The 18,450-nt window shown below is 48.4% G+C and carries 20 protein-coding genes and 1 pseudogene; 14 read left to right on the forward strand and 7 right to left on the reverse strand.

Going from position 1 to position 18,450, the window contains the following annotated elements:
• Window positions 1-17: 17 nt before the first annotated feature.
• The 4 genes from CHL76_RS12720 to CHL76_RS12735 all read left to right on the forward strand — a co-directional run bounded on the left by CHL76_RS12720 (window position 18) and on the right by CHL76_RS12735 (window position 3,189).
• The gene (locus CHL76_RS12720; protein WP_079475548.1) at window positions 18-1,529 is read left to right on the forward strand and encodes a sodium-dependent transporter; all 1,512 of its coding nucleotides are present in this window, start codon (window positions 18-20) and stop codon (window positions 1,527-1,529) included.
• A 1-nt stretch (window position 1,530) separates the two neighbouring features.
• Window positions 1,531-1,635, forward strand: coding sequence for a methionine/alanine import family NSS transporter small subunit (locus tag CHL76_RS12725; RefSeq protein WP_079475549.1), 105 nt, complete (start codon window positions 1,531-1,533; stop codon window positions 1,633-1,635).
• Between the two features lie 220 nt (window positions 1,636-1,855).
• Window positions 1,856-2,779, forward strand: coding sequence for a lipoyl synthase (lipA, locus tag CHL76_RS12730; RefSeq protein ID WP_261763981.1), 924 nt, complete (start codon window positions 1,856-1,858; stop codon window positions 2,777-2,779).
• 89 nt (window positions 2,780-2,868) lie between these two features.
• Window positions 2,869-3,189: a YutD family protein gene (locus CHL76_RS12735; RefSeq protein WP_079475551.1), complete on the forward strand. Its 321-nt coding sequence runs from the start codon at window positions 2,869-2,871 to the stop codon at window positions 3,187-3,189.
• A gap of 28 nt (window positions 3,190-3,217) precedes the next feature.
• Here the strand turns inward: CHL76_RS12735 and glpX are convergent, their stop codons facing one another.
• The gene (glpX, locus tag CHL76_RS12740; RefSeq protein WP_094908770.1) at window positions 3,218-4,189 is read right to left on the reverse strand and encodes a class II fructose-bisphosphatase; all 972 of its coding nucleotides are present in this window, start codon (window positions 4,187-4,189) and stop codon (window positions 3,218-3,220) included.
• 151 nt (window positions 4,190-4,340) lie between these two features.
• On the opposite strand from glpX, the gene CHL76_RS12745 reads away from it, so the two are divergent.
• The 5 genes from CHL76_RS12745 to thrB all read left to right on the forward strand — a co-directional run bounded on the left by CHL76_RS12745 (window position 4,341) and on the right by thrB (window position 9,019).
• Entirely contained in the window at window positions 4,341-4,799 is a 459-nt protein-coding gene (locus CHL76_RS12745) for a DUF86 domain-containing protein (protein WP_079475553.1), read from the forward strand.
• Window positions 4,800-4,814: 15 nt separating this feature from the next.
• Window positions 4,815-5,585 carry a TIGR01457 family HAD-type hydrolase gene (locus CHL76_RS12750; RefSeq protein WP_079475554.1) on the forward strand — a complete coding sequence of 257 codons (771 nt, stop codon included), beginning with the start codon at window positions 4,815-4,817 and terminating at the stop codon, window positions 5,583-5,585.
• Between the two features lie 142 nt (window positions 5,586-5,727).
• Complete coding sequence (locus CHL76_RS12755) at window positions 5,728-7,029, forward strand: homoserine dehydrogenase (protein WP_079475555.1); 1,302 nt, start codon at window positions 5,728-5,730, stop codon at window positions 7,027-7,029.
• Window positions 7,030-8,097, forward strand: coding sequence for a threonine synthase (thrC, locus tag CHL76_RS12760; protein ID WP_079475556.1), 1,068 nt, complete (start codon window positions 7,030-7,032; stop codon window positions 8,095-8,097).
• Window positions 8,090-9,019, forward strand: a complete 930-nt coding sequence (gene thrB, locus CHL76_RS12765) for a homoserine kinase (protein ID WP_233133419.1) — start codon at window positions 8,090-8,092, stop codon at window positions 9,017-9,019. Before thrC ends, thrB begins: the two co-directional genes overlap by 8 nt.
• 69 nt (window positions 9,020-9,088) lie before the next feature.
• On the opposite strand, the gene CHL76_RS12770 is transcribed toward thrB, so the two are convergent.
• Window positions 9,089-9,331, reverse strand: a complete 243-nt coding sequence (locus CHL76_RS12770; protein WP_022793950.1) for a NifU family protein — start codon at window positions 9,329-9,331, stop codon at window positions 9,089-9,091.
• Between the two features lie 177 nt (window positions 9,332-9,508).
• Here CHL76_RS12770 and CHL76_RS12775 point away from each other — a divergent pair, with 177 nt between their 5' ends.
• Window positions 9,509-9,832, forward strand: a complete 324-nt coding sequence (locus CHL76_RS12775) for a DUF1462 family protein (protein WP_094908771.1) — start codon at window positions 9,509-9,511, stop codon at window positions 9,830-9,832.
• A 68-nt stretch (window positions 9,833-9,900) separates the two neighbouring features.
• Here the strand turns inward: CHL76_RS12775 and CHL76_RS12780 are convergent, their stop codons facing one another.
• From CHL76_RS12780 to CHL76_RS17475, 3 genes and pseudogenes are all read right to left on the reverse strand, one after another.
• Complete coding sequence (locus CHL76_RS12780) at window positions 9,901-11,358, reverse strand: alkaline phosphatase (RefSeq protein WP_233133421.1); 1,458 nt, start codon at window positions 11,356-11,358, stop codon at window positions 9,901-9,903.
• A gap of 241 nt (window positions 11,359-11,599) precedes the next feature.
• A complete protein-coding gene (locus CHL76_RS12785; protein WP_371862275.1) occupies window positions 11,600-12,679 on the reverse strand; it encodes an NAD(P)/FAD-dependent oxidoreductase in 1,080 nt (359 codons plus the stop codon).
• Between the two features lie 402 nt (window positions 12,680-13,081).
• A pseudogene (locus CHL76_RS17475) lies at window positions 13,082-13,249 on the reverse strand (TetR/AcrR family transcriptional regulator); the annotation flags it as partial.
• 253 nt (window positions 13,250-13,502) lie between these two features.
• Here CHL76_RS17475 and CHL76_RS12790 point away from each other — a divergent pair.
• From CHL76_RS12790 to dapF, 3 genes are all read left to right on the forward strand, one after another.
• A complete protein-coding gene (locus CHL76_RS12790; protein ID WP_022794141.1) occupies window positions 13,503-13,739 on the forward strand; it encodes a YuzB family protein in 237 nt (78 codons plus the stop codon).
• 66 nt (window positions 13,740-13,805) lie between these two features.
• Window positions 13,806-14,060 (forward strand): hypothetical protein, encoded by a 255-nt coding sequence (locus tag CHL76_RS12795; protein ID WP_079475561.1) that lies wholly within the window; start codon window positions 13,806-13,808, stop codon window positions 14,058-14,060.
• On the forward strand, window positions 14,057-14,914 hold the full coding sequence (gene dapF / locus CHL76_RS12800; RefSeq protein ID WP_094908772.1) for a diaminopimelate epimerase: 858 nt from the start codon (window positions 14,057-14,059) through the stop codon (window positions 14,912-14,914). Before CHL76_RS12795 ends, dapF begins: the two co-directional genes overlap by 4 nt.
• 36 nt (window positions 14,915-14,950) lie before the next feature.
• Here the strand turns inward: dapF and mqnE are convergent, their stop codons facing one another.
• Window positions 14,951-16,048 carry an aminofutalosine synthase MqnE gene (gene mqnE / locus CHL76_RS12805; protein WP_094908773.1) on the reverse strand — a complete coding sequence of 366 codons (1,098 nt, stop codon included), beginning with the start codon at window positions 16,046-16,048 and terminating at the stop codon, window positions 14,951-14,953.
• A 223-nt stretch (window positions 16,049-16,271) separates the two neighbouring features.
• Window positions 16,272-17,897: an aryl-sulfate sulfotransferase gene (locus CHL76_RS12810; protein ID WP_233133426.1), complete on the reverse strand. Its 1,626-nt coding sequence runs from the start codon at window positions 17,895-17,897 to the stop codon at window positions 16,272-16,274.
• Window positions 17,898-18,071: 174 nt separating this feature from the next.
• Here CHL76_RS12810 and CHL76_RS12815 point away from each other — a divergent pair, with 174 nt between their 5' ends.
• Complete coding sequence (locus CHL76_RS12815) at window positions 18,072-18,425, forward strand: HesB/IscA family protein (protein ID WP_094908775.1); 354 nt, start codon at window positions 18,072-18,074, stop codon at window positions 18,423-18,425.
• Window positions 18,426-18,450 lie beyond the last annotated feature (25 nt).

The raw sequence follows: 18,450 nt of genomic DNA on the forward strand, positions 1-18,450 counted from the left end.
AAAAAGGAGGAAGCTTCATGGCTGCAAGAGAACAATGGGGCACACGTGCTGGATTTATTATGGCAGCAGTTGGCTCTGCGATAGGGCTCGGAAACATTTGGCGCTTTCCGGCAACTGCGTTTGAGAACGGCGGCGGTGCGTTTTTTATCCCATACTTATTTGCGTTGCTGACAGCGGGTATTCCGCTTCTGATCATGGAATTTACCATGGGTCATAAATACCGGAGCGCAGCACCAAGAACGTATTCAAAATTGAACAAAAATGTGGAATGGATCGGCTGGTGGGCCGTGGCGGTAGCGTTTGTTATTTCTACATATTATCCTGTTATCATCGCCTGGGCGCTGTCCTACACGGTGTTTTCGTTTAATTTAAGCTGGGGGGCAGACACCGAAGCGTTTTTATTCAACGACTACCTTCAACTGGCAGCTCCCGGCCAGTTCGGCGGCATGACGATTGGGGTGCTTATCCCGTTAATCATCGTCTGGGCGGTCGCGCTTGGCATATTATTTAAAGGAGTCCAGCGCGGAATTGAGCTGGCGAACCGGATTTTCATTCCGACGCTCGTCGTTATTTTCTTAATCATTTGTATTCGTGCAGTCACTCTTCCAGGTGCAGCCCAGGGGCTCCAGGCTTTCTTTGAACCAGATTTTGGCGCGCTTACACAGGGCGGGGTCTGGGTCGCTGCTTACGGACAGATTTTCTTCAGTTTATCCATCGCTTTTGCGATTATGATCACCTATTCCAGTTATCTGCCGAAGAAATCAGACATTACGAACAATGCCTTTATTACCGGCTTTAGTAACTCAAGCTTTGAACTGCTTGCCGGGATCGGCGTTTTCTCAGCTCTTGGGTTTATGGCCCAGCAGTTGAATGTCGGGGTGGAAGAAGTCGTAGCTGGCGGCGTCGGACTTGCCTTTGTTGTCTTTCCGCAGATTATCAGTGAATTTCCGGCGCTCAGCGGCCTGTTTGGTGTTCTTTTCTTCCTGTCACTCGCCCTGGCCGGATTATCGTCACTTATATCTATCGCCGAGACGTATATTAAAGGACTGCAGGAAAAATTCGGCTGGACGCGCGGGAAAGCAGTCGGTATCGGCGGCGGTGCAGCAGCGCTCTGTTCACTTATATTTGCGACACGAGGCGGCCTGAACTTCCTTGACGCAGCAGATTACTTTATCAATCAGTTCGGTGTTGCTCTGCTCGGCCTGGTGGAAGTAGTGCTGATCGCCTGGGTACTACGCAAGCTTCCGGAATTCCAGCAGCACGCCAACGCAATTTCCGATATCCGCCTTGGCGGCTGGTGGAAAGTATGTCTTGGCGTTATTACGCCGATTGTGCTTGGCTATATGATGATTGATTTGTTCCTGCAAAATATTCTGAAACAGTTTGATACCGAAAACGGCAACTATGCCGGGTATACTGACGGATTTATTTTTGCCAGCGGTTGGGCGGTTGCCCTTGCTGCGCTAGTGGCAGGTATCATTATGTCCTTCATACGCTGGAAAGGCTTATCCAAAGAGGAGGCAGAGTAAATTGACAGCCGGAGCAATCATAACAATGGTCGTAGGAATGGTTATTATATGGGGCGGACTTGTGGCAAGCCTGTTAAATGCCAGAAAAGCCTCCAAGCAGAAATAAAACGAAGCAGCCCGGGAGTATACAGCAGCCGGGCTGCTTTTTTGCATACTGAACTGTGTTCTTTTCCGCTTTGCTAACGAATTTGCGGGTGATAGAGAAGGACGGCTATGAATTGTCTGAACCTGTGGAACGTGTTAAAGTATAAAGGAAAACAGTAAAAGCTGGCCAGTCTAATCAAACATATACTACAGATAGAGCACAATCAGGCTTTTTATTATTCATAACTGGGAGTGAGAGCATCATGGCAAAAACGGAAGAATACATCCGCAAGCCGGAATGGCTGAAAATAAAGCTTAACACCAACGAGTCCTACAAAGGGCTGAAAAAAATGATGCGGGAGAAAAATCTTCACACGGTATGTGAAGAAGCCAGATGCCCGAATATTCACGAATGCTGGGCAGTCAGGAAAACAGCTACGTTTATGATCCTCGGTGATACCTGTACGCGTGGCTGTCGCTTCTGCGCTGTTAAAACCGGCCTTCCAAACGAGCTGGACTGGGGCGAGCCGGAACGTGTCGCAGAGTCCGTCGAACAAATGGGACTGAAGCACGTTGTTATTACAGCCGTAGCGAGAGATGACCTTAAAGACGGCGGCTCAGAAGTGTTTGCTGAAACCATTCGGGCTGTGCGCAGAAAAAACCCGGGCACAACAATTGAAGTGCTGCCATCCGACATGTCCGGCACCCCGGAAAATTTGGACATTTTAATGGAAGCACGCCCGAACATTCTGAATCATAATATTGAAACGGTAGAGCGGTTAACACCGCGGGTTCGTGCCAGGGCGAAATATCGTCGTTCCCTCGATTTTCTTCAGTATTCCAAAGAACTTCATCCAGATATTCCAACCAAGTCGAGCCTGATGGTCGGCCTTGGGGAGACAAAAGAGGAAATCATTCAGGCGATGGACGATCTGCGGGCACATGACGTGGATATCATGACGATCGGTCAGTACCTGCAGCCAACGAAAAAGCATTTAAAAGTACAAAGATATTATACGCCGGAGGAATTTGCGGAGCTGAAAGAAATTGCAATGACAAAAGGTTTCAGCCACTGTGAATCTGGTCCGCTTGTCCGCTCTTCCTACCATGCTGACGAGCAGGTGAACGAAGCACAGGTGCAGATGGAAGCAAGCAAGTATCAATAAGTGAGAGACCGTCCTTGGAAAAACCAGTTCCTATTTTCGGATGCTGGTTTTTCTTTTGGAAGGACCGGCTCAGCAAAGGAGGGAGCTCATTGATTCGAGTTCAGGGGCAGCGGTATGAATTGCTTGAAGACTTTCGAAACGGCTGGAGTGAAGAAGCATTTAAAGAACGCTACAGCGAAGTGCTGAATAAATATGATTACGTTGTCGGGGACTGGGGGCACGAGCAGCTCCGCATGCGTGGTTTTTTTGAAAACGACCGCAAAAAAGTCCCCCACGATTTTAAAATTGGTACACTTGAAGATTATTTATTGGAATACTGCAATTTTGGCTGCGCCTATTTTGTGCTGAAAAAGGTGCGCCAGGAACAAAAGGAAGAAGCGCAGGAAGAAACAAAAGAATCATTAACGTAAAAACCCCCGGGCCCGGGGGTTTTTACGTTTATTCTTCCGCAAGAAGATGGGGTTTATAGTCAAGATGGTGATGGGCTCTAATGTAGCGGACCGTGCGGGTTTTCGCGCGCATGACAATTGAATCAGTTTCGGCAAGATCTCCACCGAGAAAACGAACTCCGTCAAGCAGCTCGCCGCTTGATACCCCGGTCGCTGCAAAGATAGCATCATCGCCTTTAACGAGGTCAGACAGCTGAAGTACTTTGCTCGTGTCTGTAATTCCCATAGCTATGCAGCGCTCTTCCTCTTCAGCGTCTGAAGGCACAAGACGAGCCTGCATGTCTCCGCCCAGGGCCTTAATAGCGGCAGCAGAAATGACGCCTTCCGGTGCCCCTCCGGTGCCAAGAAACAAATCAATGCCAGTGCGCGGAAGCGCAGCTGCAATGGAAGCTCCGACGTCTCCGTCCCCGAATAGCTTTACCCGTGCGCCTTTAGCACGCACACGATCAATGAGCTTTAGGTGGCGCTCCCGGTCCTGAATGATGACCGTTACATCCCTGACGCGCTTATTATTTGTTTTCGCAATTGTATCGATAGTAGTCTCGATTGGGTCATCCAGACGGACACTCCCTGCCGCTTCCGGCCCAACGGCGATTTTTTCCATGTACATGTCCGGTGCATGAAGAAGCGTGCCGCGGTCCCCGATTGCAATAACAGCGACAGCGTTGGCCCGGCCGCTCGCAACGATATTTGTGCCTTCGAGCGGGTCAACGGCGATATCGACCTCAGGGCCTTCCCCGTCCCCAACTTCCTCTCCAATATAAAGCATAGGAGCTTCGTCGAGTTCTCCTTCCCCGATCACGACCGTCCCGCGGCAGTGGACGGAATCAAACATAGTTCTCATTGAAGTCGTAGCGGCATCATCCGCTTCTATTTTTTTTCCACGCCCAAGCCACTGGGCGGAAGAAACAGCGGCAGCCTCGGTAACACGTACTATTTCAAGCGCCAATTCTCTATCCATAAGTATCATCCTTTCCTGTATGAAGAGGTATATGTAAAACCTGCAAAATGCTTATCTATCTTATCACATTTATAAGCCTCCTTCAGTGGAGTTTTAACTGCAGGTCCGGCACGATATGCTACCATAGAAGTTGAGAAAAGGAGGAAGAAGCATGTATTTTGTAGACCGAAAGCAAATTGAAGACCGCCTGCAGTATATGGAAAGACTCGGGCGTGTGTATGGACAGATCCGGGAGGAAGGCGCAGCCGGTACACAGCTTGCGCTTGAAAGACTTGCTCACGGGTGGATTGAAGCACTGATAGACGTTGGGAACCAGATGATTGATGGTTTTATTATGAGGGATCCTGGCAGCTATGAAGATATTCTCGATATCCTTGAAGATGAAGAGGTGCTCGACACTGAAGTGATCCGTAAACTTAAGCCACTGGTCGCCTTCCGGAAAAAACTCGTGCAGGAATTTACTGCTATTCCATTTGCCGAGGTCCAGCAGGTACTTGACGAAGCAGAGCCTGCTGTACGAAAAGTAAGCCCGGCGGTAAGAAATTACCTGGAAGAGGAGCTTGGCCCGGTATCTGCCTTTCTGCCGGAAGAGAAGGATAAGAAGGAGTAGAGGAGATGAACAGCTATGAAAAAGTACAAAGCTTATTTGATTGATCTGGACGGGACCATGTACCGGGGGAGTGAGCCGATCCCGGAAGCTGTACAGTTTGTAAATCAGCTTCGTGAGAGAGGGATTCCGCATTTATATATGACTAACAACTCTACCTCCTCCCCCGAAACAGTAGCCGAACGGCTAGCAGGAATGGGAGTGAAGTGCGAAGCAGACCAGGTGATGACAACGTCGCTTGCAACGGCTAGATATCTGCATGAGCAGACTCCTGCTGCTTCTGTGTATGTTGTAGGGGAGCAGGGTCTGGAGGAAGCGCTGGAGGGTTACGGGTTCCGGCTTACGGAAAATGAACCGGACGCTGTAGTTATGGGACTGGACCGCGGTATTACATACGATAAACTGAGTAAGGCGACGGAGGCAGTTCGAAATGGGGCTATGTTTATTTCCACCAATGAAGATGCCGCTGTACCGACTGAGCAGGGATTTCATCCAGGTAACGGGGCCCTTACTGCTGTGGTCACAACAGCTTCGCAGAAAAATCCAAAATTTATCGGTAAACCACAGCCAATTATGGTGGACATGGCGATGCAGGCGCTCGGCCTCTCCAAAGACGAAGTAGCTTTAATCGGGGACAATTACGATACCGATATTCTAGCCGGAGTGCGGGCGGGAATAGATACCATTCATGTGAATACTGGAGTTACCAGCAGGGAGGCTGCAGCGGCTAAAGAAACTCCGCCTGTCTGCCAGGTGGAAACACTGGCAGAGTGGGCTGAATATCTATAGCTTTTTTTGCTATAATGGTTGCGAGTTGAAAATAATATCGTTATAATGTCCTTTATAGAAAGACATTTGTTTACCTAAAATAAACATTATATAAATAAAGAACGCAATAAAGGTTTTAGAGGGAGTTAGGAGTGTAGCAGGTATGGAGAAAATTGCCGTAGGAATGCTTGGATTTGGAACGGTGGGAGCCGGCGTGGCACAGCTGCTTGAAGAGCACAAACAAGAGCTTCAGCACCAGGTTGGTGCTGATGTGTTTTTAAAAAAAGCCCTGGTGCGTGATTTGGAAAAGCCGCGGACCGGCCAGGTGAATTTGCGGGAAGACCAGCTGACGCTGGAGGCGGATGAGGTGCTTGGCGACCCGGAGATACACACGGTTATTGAAGTAATGGGAAGTGTGGACCAGGCAAGAAAGTATATTACCCAGGCCCTGCAGGAGGGAAAAAGCGTCGTTACCGCAAATAAAGACTTGATGGCTCTGCACGGAGCGGAGCTGCTGAAAATCGCAGCAGATAACCACTGTGATTTGTTTTATGAAGCAAGTGTAGCCGGCGGCATTCCGGTGCTGCGCGGCCTTACGGAAGGACTGGCCTCTGACCGGATTACGAAAATGATGGGTATCGTAAACGGAACGACCAACTATGTACTGACGAAGATGAGCCAGGATGACCGGCCGTATCAGGAAGTTCTGCTCGAAGCGCAGGAACTTGGGTTTGCAGAAAGCGATCCTACTGCGGATGTCGAGGGCCTTGATGCTGCCAGAAAAGTAGCTATCCTGGCCAATCTTGGCTTTTCTATGAATGTGGAGCTTTCAGACGTTACGGTAGAAGGGATCACCTCCATTACAACAGATGACCTGGCTTACTGCCGGCAGATGGGTTATACGTTAAAGCTCATTGGCCTGGCCGAACGGAAACATGGAAAGGTGGAGCTTGCAGTACAGCCAATGATGCTGCCAAACGATCATCCGCTTTCTTCGGTACAAAATGAATACAACGCTGTATATATTTACGGGGAAGCGGTAGGAGAGACAATGTTCTACGGCCCGGGAGCCGGAGCGCTTCCAACAGCCACGGCGGTTGTCTCGGATCTTGTCACGTCTGTACGCAATATGCGCCTTGGTGTCAGCGGCCAGCACGTGGGAGAGCCGCTGAATGAAAAGCATATCAAGCCGGACAGCGAAGTGTTTTCAAAATACTTCCTCCGCCTACACGTCAAGGACGCCACCGGCACCTTTGCAGCCCTTACTTCAATCTTTGCAGAAGAGGATGTGAGCTTTGAACGTCTGGTCCAGTGGCCGGTAGAAGGAATGGTAAACACCGCAGAAATCGTTATTATTACACATACCACATCACTTGATGTATACAAGCGGCTGCAACAGGCATTACACAGCCTTGATGTCGTAATAGATATTAAAAGCAGCTACCGTGTAGAGGGAGGAAGCTAAATGAGTGCTTGGCAGGGACTTTTAAAGCAGTACAAAGATTTTTTACCGGTAACAGAAAACACGCCGGCGCTTTCCTTGAATGAAGGCAACACGCCGTTAATACCACTAGAACGCCTGTCGGAAGAATGGGGCGTAAACATTCATGTGAAAACAGAAGGCACCAACCCGACGGGCTCGTTTAAAGACCGGGGCATGGTGATGGCGGTAGCAAAAGCGAAAGAAGAGGGAAGCGAAGCCATCATCTGCGCTTCCACAGGAAACACCTCTGCAGCGGCTGCTGCCTATGGAACAAGAGCTGGTCTCCGCACGATTGTTGTCATTCCGGAAGGAAAGATTGCGCTCGGGAAGCTGGCTCAGGCTGTTATGTACGGAGCTGAAGTATTTGAAATCCAGGGCAACTTTGATAACGCGCTCGAAATCGTCCGGAACATCAGTGAAAAAGAACCAATTACGCTCGTCAATTCAGTGAATCCTTACCGGATTGAAGGGCAGAAAACCGCTGCTTATGAAGTCTGTGAAGCGCTTGGGAAAGCCCCGGATGCCCTTTGTATCCCGGTTGGTAATGCTGGAAACATTACAGCATACTGGAAAGGTTTTAAAGAGTACCATGAGCAGCATCAGACGGGCCTTCCGAACATGCTTGGCTTTGAAGCAGAAGGGGCAGCCGCCATCGTACGCGGCGAAGTCGTTAAAGATCCGGAAACGATTGCTACAGCTATACGTATTGGTAATCCGGCAAGCTGGGATAAAGCGATCCGGGTAACAGAAGAGTCAGACGGCCGTATTGACATGGTGACAGACGATGAAATCGTTGAAGCGTATCAGCTGCTTGCCAAAACAGAAGGCGTTTTTGCAGAACCAGCTTCCTGTGCGTCACTGGCGGGACTGAAAAAACAGATCGAAAGCGGGAAAATTAAAAAAGGTTCTTCGGTCGTCTGTGTTCTTACCGGGAACGGACTGAAAGACCCGAGTACAGCAATTGATAAAGTGACTGTGAAACCAACGGTTATTCCAAATAATGAGGAAGCATTTATGGAGCATATCAAGGGAGGAGTCGTTCGTGGCTGATAAAAGATTGTCGATCACTGTGCCGGCCAGTTCAGCGAATTTAGGACCTGGGTTTGATTCTGTGGGGCTAGCAGTCAACCGCTATCTTACGCTTTATATCGACCGGGCGGACGAGTGGGAATTTTTCTCGAATTCGTCTGAGCTCAGCGGTCTGCCAAACAAAGAGGAGAACCTTGTTTATCAGGCGGCTGTAGCCTATGCGGCTGAATACGAGGTGGAACTGTCCCCCTGCCGTGTAGAAATGGTAAGTGATATTCCACTCGCAAGAGGATTAGGGAGCAGTGCTTCGGCAATTATTGCTGGTATCGAACTGGCAGACGAAATGGGTGGCATGCATCGGTCTAAGGAAGAAAAGATGCAGTTCGCCAGCGGCTGGGAAGGACATCCGGACAACGTCGGGCCTTCACTGTATGGAGGCCTGATCGTCGGTGCATACGGGGAAGAAAAAACGCATGTAATGCACTGCGGTGTACCGGATGTGGATCTTGTGCTTGCGATTCCTGACAATGAGCTTTTAACAAAAGAAGCAAGAGGTGCGCTGCCATCCGAGCTTCCTTACGCAACTGCTATTCATGGAAGCGCCGTAAGCAATGTGCTGGTTGCAGCTATCTTAAAAGAAGACTGGAAAATGGCCGGGGAAATGATGGTACGGGACGTTTTTCATCATCCGTACCGTGCCGATATGGTACCCGGCCTCGAGGAAATGCTTAGCGGCATACGCCAGTATGGGGCCTATGGAGCAGCCTTAAGCGGCGCGGGCCCAACTATTCTCTGCTTTGTTCCAAACGGCAAGGGTGAAGAGGTGAAACGGGCGATCCAGGAAGACTATCCAAGCTTCCGTATAGAAACAGCCAAACCGGCGCCGTTTGGCTCGAGCGTACACTATGTTAATCAGCCGGCCTGGGTATCAAGTTCGGTTTAAAGCGAAAACCAAAGCATATAAAAAAGCTCAGGGCATTAAATGCCCTGAGCTTTTTGCGGTTACAGTCTATTAGAATACCTGTTCGAGTTCTTTAACACCCGGCACTTCTTCTAAAAGCGCGCGTTCGATACCAGCTTTCAGTGTAATTGTAGAGGAAGGGCAGGAGCCGCATGCTCCCATAAGGCGGACCATAACGATGCCGTCTTCAATATCTACAAGTTCTACGTCGCCTCCGTCGCGAAGCAGGAAGGGACGGAGCTTTTCAAGAACCTCCTGAACCTGTGCATGCATATCTTCTGTCGTTTGTGGCATGTTGATCTCTCCTTTCAATACTTTTATTATAAACCGTTGGGCTGTTATGTTCAAATGTCATCACGTATATATGCATTCTACTACGAACAAGTGCTGTTTGACAATCATTATCAACCGGGCATAAGAGATAGTGAAGAAAGCGCAGATATAGTATGATAAAGAAAAGGAGGCAGGCGTGTGATTGTGATAAAAGTTTATGGAGCGGAAAAGAAATGCCCGAGCTGCGTTAACCTTCCCTCCAGCCGTGAAACAGCAGAATGGCTGGAGGCTGCAATTCAGAGAAAATACCCGGAAGACACTCCTGAAGTAGAGCATATTGATATTGAAGACAGGAGTTCAGGGAAGGACCCCGTAGCGGAAAAAGTCCGGCAGGAAGAATACTTTTATCCGCTTGTTACGGTGAATGGAACCGTGGTAGCTGAGGGTAATCCGAGACTCAAGGTCATTTATAAAGAAATCGACAAAACAAAAGAGTACCGCTCAGACACCACTGCGAAATAGAAAAAAGGCTGGCCGAAGAGGGAGAACTTCAGGCCGGCCTTTTCAGCTGTTAACAGATTCAGCCCTGATTAATCATGGTCATTCTTTTTGCCATGACCAGTTTGTTCAGCAGAAGCTTCTTCGATAAGTCCGACAATATCCGTGTTATCCTTATAACCGGTAAAATGGTCACTGCCGGCGCCAGCGGCAAAGAATGGCACCATTTCTCCTGTATGGCCGCCGGTATCACTCTCTGCACGTATTTCGGTGTCAAGAGAACCTACGCTGTAGTGATCGGCAATGATGGAGCCGATTTCCCAGCCTACCTGGTATTCTGGGTACACTTCCCCTTCATCGTCCTCAATATTTGCACGGAATGCTTCTAATTCATCATCTGTAATATCGATATCAGCGTACTCCGAGAACACCTGCTTAATGCTTTCATCAGTGTATTCGTCAGAGTCTTCCCGGGCTTCGAGCTGCTGGGCCATATATTCGGGCGATACTTCAATGTCTTTCAGGCCGTCCACATCCATCGATTCTGTGGCGGACATGCCAAGCGTCTCGTGATCGGAGAGCACAACAACAAGTGTATCATCGCGGTCTTCCGCCCAGGTAACGACCTGTTCCACTGTTTGGTCAAATTCGATCATTTCCTGCCAAACGCCTGTGGCATCAGCCGCGTGGGCAGCGTGGTCAATACGGGCCCCCTCGACCATCATAAAGAAGCCATCCTCCTCCTGAGAGAGTACATTGAGCCCTGCTTCCGTCATAGCCTGCAGGGAGGGCTCTTTGCTGTCGACGTCGTCTTTGTCAGTTTTATAATTCATATACGAATCATTAAACAGACCAAGCAATTTGTCCGGAGTGCCAACCTCCTCAAGCTCTTCTTCATTAGTTGCATACTCATAGCCGCTTTCCTGAAAATCATCCACGAGCCTGTCTTCGTTCTCTTCCTCATCAGCTCCGAAAAATTCGCCGCCGCCCCCAAGCAGTACATCGTATTTCTCTTCGTACTGCTGTTCGGCAATGTCCTCTTCACTTCCACGGTCAGCTACGCTTGCAGTAAATGAGGCTGGCGTCGCGTCTGTGACGGTATTGTTAGAAATTACGCCAACTTTTTTCCCGTCCTCTTGATAGTGATCTAGAATGCTGTCCACTTCATTGCCATCTTCATCGACACCGACACTTCCATTATTGGTTTTCGTGCCGGTAGCAAGGGCAGTACCGGCGGCAGCTGAGTCGGTTACATTATTGTCAGCAGAATGTGTGCTGGTCATACCCGTATGTTCGAGCGATTCCATGAACAATTCGCCTTCTTTGCCGTACTCAAGCGTTGAAGCGATTTCCATCTGTCCCATACCCATGCCGTCCCCGATCATCACTATCACATTTTCGGGGGCTTGGTCCCCAGAATTTTTACTGCTGTTTTCAATACCATTCTCATTGGCGTTATCATTTGCAGAACCACTTGCGTAAAGAAGCCCCCCTGAGCTGATGACCATTCCGGCAAGAACACCGACAGTTAATTTTCCAGTAAAATGCATACTGACCCTCCCCATAATATTACACAAAATTTTATATTTTTTGAAATTTTAGTTAATAGTAAATGGAGAACGATACCTAGTCAATAGCATTACGTTTTTTTAATCCGATGTGCCTAAAAATTTCTAAATTTTTCATGTTATTCATGATTATTTACTTAGTGAAAACTAAGTTACGGTAACACAAAAAAAGCCTGCCACACGGGCAGGTCTTCTTTAAAGGTAATATAAGCCGTTAAATTGTTTATACGCCAGAGTGATTTTTGTACATCCAGAGCACGCCGCTTTTTAACAGCCGGGCTACACGGCCGGTAACTGCTGCTTTGGCAGTGCCGCCCATAACTCCAAATCCATGCTTTTTGCCTAAAGAACCGAGGGTTCCTTTAAGCTTGATCTCAGGCATTGTTTCCGGAAGAGATTCGTTCTTCCATCGTTTTTTCATAATCGTAGCAATTTGTTCCGCCTGGCCTTCAGCAAGCTGGGCGCTTGGTGCATGCGGCAGGCTGGCACAGTCTCCAACGATGAAAATATTTTCATCGTTTGTTAAATGATGGTGAGGGGTTAAAATGATGCGTCCCTTCCGGTCTTTTTCAGTATCAAGATCACGGATAATTTTGTTTGGCTGGATTCCTGCTGTCCAAATGATCGCTTCAGACTGAATCCAGTCTTCATGATTGTACAGGCCTTCTTCTGTTACCGTAGTAATGTCGGAATTACTGATTACTTCCACGTCGTGCTTTTCAAACCAGTTCTGTACATAGTTACTCAGGCGTTTTGGAAACATGGGCAGAATAGTTTCTCCGCGGTCGAACAAGCGTACGTGAAGATCAGCCCGGCTTTCCCGCAGCTCGCTCGCCAGTTCCACACCGCTGAGGCCTGCACCTACAATACTAACTGCTGCTTTTGGCGGAAGATTGCTGATGGCTTCGTACGTGCGACGCGTTGCTTCCATGCTCTGGATGCTGTAGGAATGCTCCTCTGCTCCAGGCACACCGTGAAAGTTGTCCACCGACCCGAGACCGGCAACAAGCTTGTCATAGGGAAGCGAGGAAGAATCAGACATAACGACCATCTGATTTTCCATGTCGATATGGTCGATTGTGCCAAAATGAATTTTTAAACGGGAATGATCCGGAAACGGAACACGTACGTCGTGGTCCGACTCAGTGCCGGCGGCAAGCGCGTAGTATTCCGTCTTCATACAGTGATACGGAAGTTTGTCTACTAATGTAATATCAACATCCTGGGGGAGGTCGCTCCCGAGTACGCGCTGGAGAAAACGCATCCCGCCGTAGCCCCCTCCTAATACGATAATTTTTTCCATTGTTTCTTGTCCCCCTTTGAGTAGCATGCTGTCTATACCCGCGTGGACCAGCTGCATAAAATGGTGAAGTAGTTCTTCGCGTTCGGTTTCAGTACCGATGGAAAGCTGGTAATAAAAATAGCTGTTAATAATGTGTGCCCATCGGTGCGGAGAAATAGAAGGATTTATTTCCTGCTGGCGGACCCCGCTCTCTAGAAGCTGTTCCCATGTGCTCAATAAAGCACTGTCATGCTCCACTACATGCCGCCAGATGTGCCTGGTCAGGGAAGGGTTCAGGTGAAAGTCCCCTAAAAAATAGCCGGCGTAGGCACGAATACGTGAAGTAAGAGTCATGCGCCGAACCTTATATGTTTGCATATATTCCTGTACCCTGAGCAGCCGGTCCTCTGCGAGTGCACGCATGATCGACTCTTTCGTGGGGAAATAATTAAAAAAAGTCCCCTTGGCTACTTCAGCAGAAGCTGTGATTTCCTGTACCGTTGTCTGCTCAAAGCCGTTTTCCTGAAATAAACGTACGGCTGCCTGCAGAATGCGGGAGCGTGTCTGCTCGCGTTTTTCTGTTCTTTTCATAAAATGTGCCCCCTCTGCGCAGCTAAAAGCGTCTGCAAAAATAGAAAAAATATAATAGAGAGAGAACGATTCGTTATGCAGCCAGTAAAAATGACTGCGGTCAATTTTGATTATAGAGAGGTACAGCTGCTTTGGCAACCAATTTTAAAAATATCAAACAATTTTGTGAACGGCTCATTCAAACGAATTGGTTGACGAAGCGGCCGCAGACGACTAATATAAACTCGTATAACCCGGGAAGAGGTGATGAAAGATGAGGCCGATTATTGAGTTTTGCATGAGTAATTTGGCGAACGGCTCTCACGGGGCAATGGAAGAACTTGAAAAAGATCCGAATCTGGATGTTATTGAAGATATATGCTTAGGCTATTGCGGCCGTTGCTCTATGAACATGTATGCACTTGTGAACGGGGAGCCGGTAGAAGGGGAAGATGAAAAAGACCTTCTTGCCAATATTTATACTCACCTTGAAGAAAACCCAATGTTTTAATGCAAAAGCGTCTTTCTGCAGAAGGGAAGGCGCTTTTTTTCTCAACGTTTAAAGAGGAGGAGAGAAATGGATATTATTCCGTTTGAAAATACATGGCCATACGATAGAACAGGCGAAGATATTTACATTAATGAATGTCCATACTGCGGCACGAGAAGCGTACTAACGCCAATGAAATTAAAAGATTTAGAATGGGCTAAAGAGGAAATAAAAACATATATCAATATGCCGTGCTGTCATAAGCGCATGCATATTGTGTTTGCAGATGAAGACTACTTATGGACAACAGAGCCGCTGAGACGAAGGGAGAGAAAGTCATGAGATTTACAAAAATGCACGGACTGGGCAACAGCTACATTTATGTTGACGTATTTGAAGAAACGCTTGAAGAGCATGAACTGCCGAGGCTTGCTCGCCAGGTAGCCGATAAAAACAAAGGAATCGGCTCGGACGGGCTGATCCTGGTTGGGCCGTCGACACATGAAGATGTAAAAATGCAGGTGTTTAACGCGGACGGTTCGGAAGCGAAAAACTGTGGAAATGGTCTGCGCTGCACGGCAAAATATGCTTACGAACACGGGTATGTAAGTAAAGAACGTTTCACGATCGAAACACTCGGCGGCACAATGAAGGCCACTGTTCACCCCGATAATACAGGACAGACGGTCAGTCTGGTGACGATTGATATGGGAGCGCCGAAGTTTAACTGGAGGGACATCCCTGTAAAGGGCACAGGAAAAAATGAGCTGGTGCTTGAAGCAGCAGGAAGCTCCTGGCAGCTGGCGCCTGTATCCATGGGTAATCCGCATGCAGTGATTTTCGTGGATGACGTGGAGCAGGCCCCGGTGGAAAAGGCAGGAGCGGAGCTGGAAACGCATGAAGCCTTTCCGGAAGGAGTTAACGTTGAATTTGTGCATATGCGCCGCAGCGATGTGATGGATTTCAGGGTATGGGAGCGCGGATCCGGTATTACACAGGCCTGCGGAACCGGCGCTTGTGCGGCAGTGGCAGCTGCAGTCGCAGCTGGGAAAAGCGAAAAAGATAAAGAAGTGACTGTACACCTTCCCGGCGGCGATCTGTACATTACCTGGCAGTCCTCGGGTAATATTCTCATGACAGGGAATGCTGAGGTCATCTGCACTGGAGATTATGAAACGAGACGGGCCTCGGTATAAAGAAAAAGAGAGCGGATGCCCGCTCTCTTTTTGTGTTTAATAAGATTTAACAATATTATAGAACGTATCCCGTTCCACCGGTGTTTTTCCAGCTGTTTTAATCAAATGGATTAATTCTTTGCGGGTGATGCCCTGGGACGTCAACGCGCCAACGGAGTGGGAAATTCGTTCTTCGATCAGGGTACCGTGAATGTCATCAGAGCCAAAGGTGAGGGCCATTTGGGTCAACTGGGCGCCGATGTTAATCCAGTACGCTTTAATGTGATCGAAGTTATCAAGCATCAGTCTTGAAATTGCCACGGTCCTCAGGTCATCGAATGCCGAGGTACGCTGGTGCAGGCCGGCATTGAGCTTGCGAGGCTGCATGGCCAGCGGGATAAAGACCATGAATCCGTTGGTTTTATCCTGAAGGGCGCGGACACGGTCCATATGAATAAGCCGTTCCTCCTTCGATTCAATTGACCCGTACAGCATGGTGGCGTGCGTACGCATGCCAAGATCGTGAGCGAGTTCGTGAGCTTCGAGCCATTCGAACGTCGTCGCCTTGTCCGGGCTCATTTTTGCACGGTAATTTTCAGTAAGAATTTCAGCGCCCCCGCCCGGAAGCGTGTCGAGGCCTGCCTTTTGCAGCTCTACGAGGACTTCGCGCATGCTGATTCCTGCATGGCGGGCGAAAAATTCGATTTCGGCCCCAGTATAAGCTTTAACCTTCGCCTGAGGGTAATGCTTTTTCAATACGCGCACAGTATTTAAATAATACTCAAAAGGCACATCCGTGTTGTGGCCGCCAACGATATGGAATTCGCGAATGTTATCATTCCAGCGTTTTTCAACGTATTCAAGCAGTTCTTCCTCATGCATTGTATACGCGCCTTCTTGGCCGGGCTTGCGTTTAAATCCGCAAAATGAACAGCTGGCTTCGCATACGTTGGTCGGGTTGATGTACATATTTTCGATAAAATAAACGTTATCCCCGTTTTTTCTTTCGTTCACCTCATTTGCCAACTGGGCCACGGTCAATAGGTCCGCTGTTTCATAGAGGTAGAGGCCGTCTTCGATGGATAACCGTTCTCCTTCTCGGACTTTGTCGGCAATGCGCTGCATGTCGGCGTCGCGATTCAAGGTGATCGCCATAATAATCCTTCCTTTCCGATGTACAAGAAATACTGTAAAGTCCAGCGGTCCTGCAGGCGGCTTCCGTACCGCCGTGCAGAGCCTTATCTGTGGTATAGGTATATAAAAGGTATGCTGCCAGGGAAAGACATCAAGCTAACAAGAATTTCCGGGGCTCAATTTCTTATTATACATCGTGGTATTCCGGAAGGAAAGTAACAACGCCCAAACCAGCTTTTCTTCCTCAGTCAGAAGAAGCGGGGCCCGGGGAAGCGGAAGAGAAGTTCCATGCTTCTGGATAGAGCGGCATCCGCTCTGCCCGGTAAACAACCCGGCCGTCGCCTTTTTTAATGCCGGAAAGTTCGAGCTCGTATACAACGTTTTGCGTATCGCCGGCAGTTTCAACGACAGTAGCCTGGTAGCCGTCTTCTACTTTTTGATAGCCGGAGGTCAACAGGCGGTTGTTGGTTTCGTACAAAAAGTCAGCGTCCCCGACGACATTGGAAAAGAATTTCTTCCCCCGCTCTTCACCATAATTCCAAACGGTTTGCACGGTGCCTTCTTCTTCGTTGATCCGATATTGAATTCCCTGGCTGAAATCTCTGCTGAGGGAATCATCGCCGCGGGTAACTGCCCTGTTATTATCAAACAGCAGAACATCTTTCGTGGCGGGGTTATTATCCTGGTCCGGGAGTATCATCGGGGCGTGCTGGGCACCGGGATATTTTAAATTTTCGCTTTTGGGTTCGAGTACTTTATCTGCCATGCTTTCTGACCATCCCTCCGGGGCAGCAAGAATCCAGTTAATATTCATATCGGGATAGGTTAGGCTGAGCACGGCACTCTGATGGCGTCCGGATACAAGAATGCTTTTGTTTTCTTCGTCATACCAAATAGCGTTTTGATGCATCCAGTCACCGTCACTTTCGTTCGGCCCGGAATATTCTTCATATGCTTCAGAAGGGAAGATGTCTTTTAAATCAAGCGTTTCTACCGTTTCACCGGTGTTACGGTCAATTTCGACCATAGTATCCTCTTCGTAGGCATTGCTGTTATCGTGGACGGTAACTAAAAGATTGTTATTTGGCAGTTCGATGGCATCATGGTGAATTACGTTAGTGTCCTCGTAATTGGGCAAATTAATTTTATACTGGTGCTGGACTTTTCCAAGCATATCTGTCTCAAACAGATAATCATTGCGCTTGTCCGCTGACTCGGATGCCCCGAGCAGCAGGTTTCCATTGGAGAGACGCTTAAAAACAAAGCCTCCGGTACGGGAAGAATACCAGCGGATGTCTCCTTCTTCGTCCACGCCATAAACGTTGGATTTACCAGGGATTAAAAAGGTGAGCCCAGGCTCCATTTCCTCCGGGGAGCTTGTCACTATCTCCCGGTCATGAGCGGAGGCGAGAGTATCGCTGGTTTCTATAGAAACAGTATTCACCTGGACGTTTCCCTGCCGGTCTTCAGCTTCAATAGTAACTTCGTTTTCGGTACTTGGATACAGGCCAAGAACGGGTACCTCATGCTCCTGATTAAAGGCAGAGTATGTATGAGTGATATTCTGCGCTTCACTGCGGCTGGCTACGGTGACAGTAATACGGCTTGGCTGTTCAGTGCGGAATTTAGCCAGGGCAGTCAGCGGCGCCTCGCCGTAAGGGTCCTGTATGATCATTGGGTTATCAAAAGTATAGTTTCCGGCCATGTACTCCTGCTGCCACGATTTTTCCATTTTTTTCTGTTCTTCGATTAAATCAGTTTCGCTATTTGTCGTGGAAGCACTTTGGAAAACTGAAAAAGAAACAGTCTGATTTGTGTTTTCCGCAACAATAATCCATCCAACGCCAAGGGCAAGGATAAGTAGAGTCATGACTTTCAAAAAATCGCCTCCTTATTTTAATATTTCTATTACAAGTATAAGTAAAGCGCATGTATTTGCCCACAAAAATAACTGGATAAAAAATCAGAAGGGTAATATTTGAAGAACGGAGGAATAGAGTCTATAATATAAATGAGCCTCAGATACACAAAGGAGGAAACACTAATGTTAGTATTATCGGATGCAGCAGCACAGCGCGTGCTGGCTATGATTGAAGAAGAAGGCGACAGTTCATTATATATGCGTGTAGGCGTAAAAGGTGGCGGGTGCACGGGCCTATCCTATGGCATGGGTTTCGATTCTACAGTAGAAGAAACGGATCAGGTACTTGAGATTAAAGGCGTTCCTATCGTTGTTGATAATGAGAGTGCTCCAGTTCTCCAGGGCGTAAACATTGATTTCAAAGAAAACATGATGGGCGGCGGCTTTACGATCGACAACCCGAACGCCATCGCCTCCTGCGGCTGCGGCGCATCGTTCAAGACCGCAACCAAGGAAGGCACGCCGGAGAAGTGTTAAGAGAGTAGTTTTGAAAAAGCAGCTG

This window comes from Marinococcus halophilus, assembly GCF_002265875.1.
Lineage (GTDB): Bacteria > Bacillota > Bacilli > Bacillales > Marinococcaceae > Marinococcus > Marinococcus halophilus.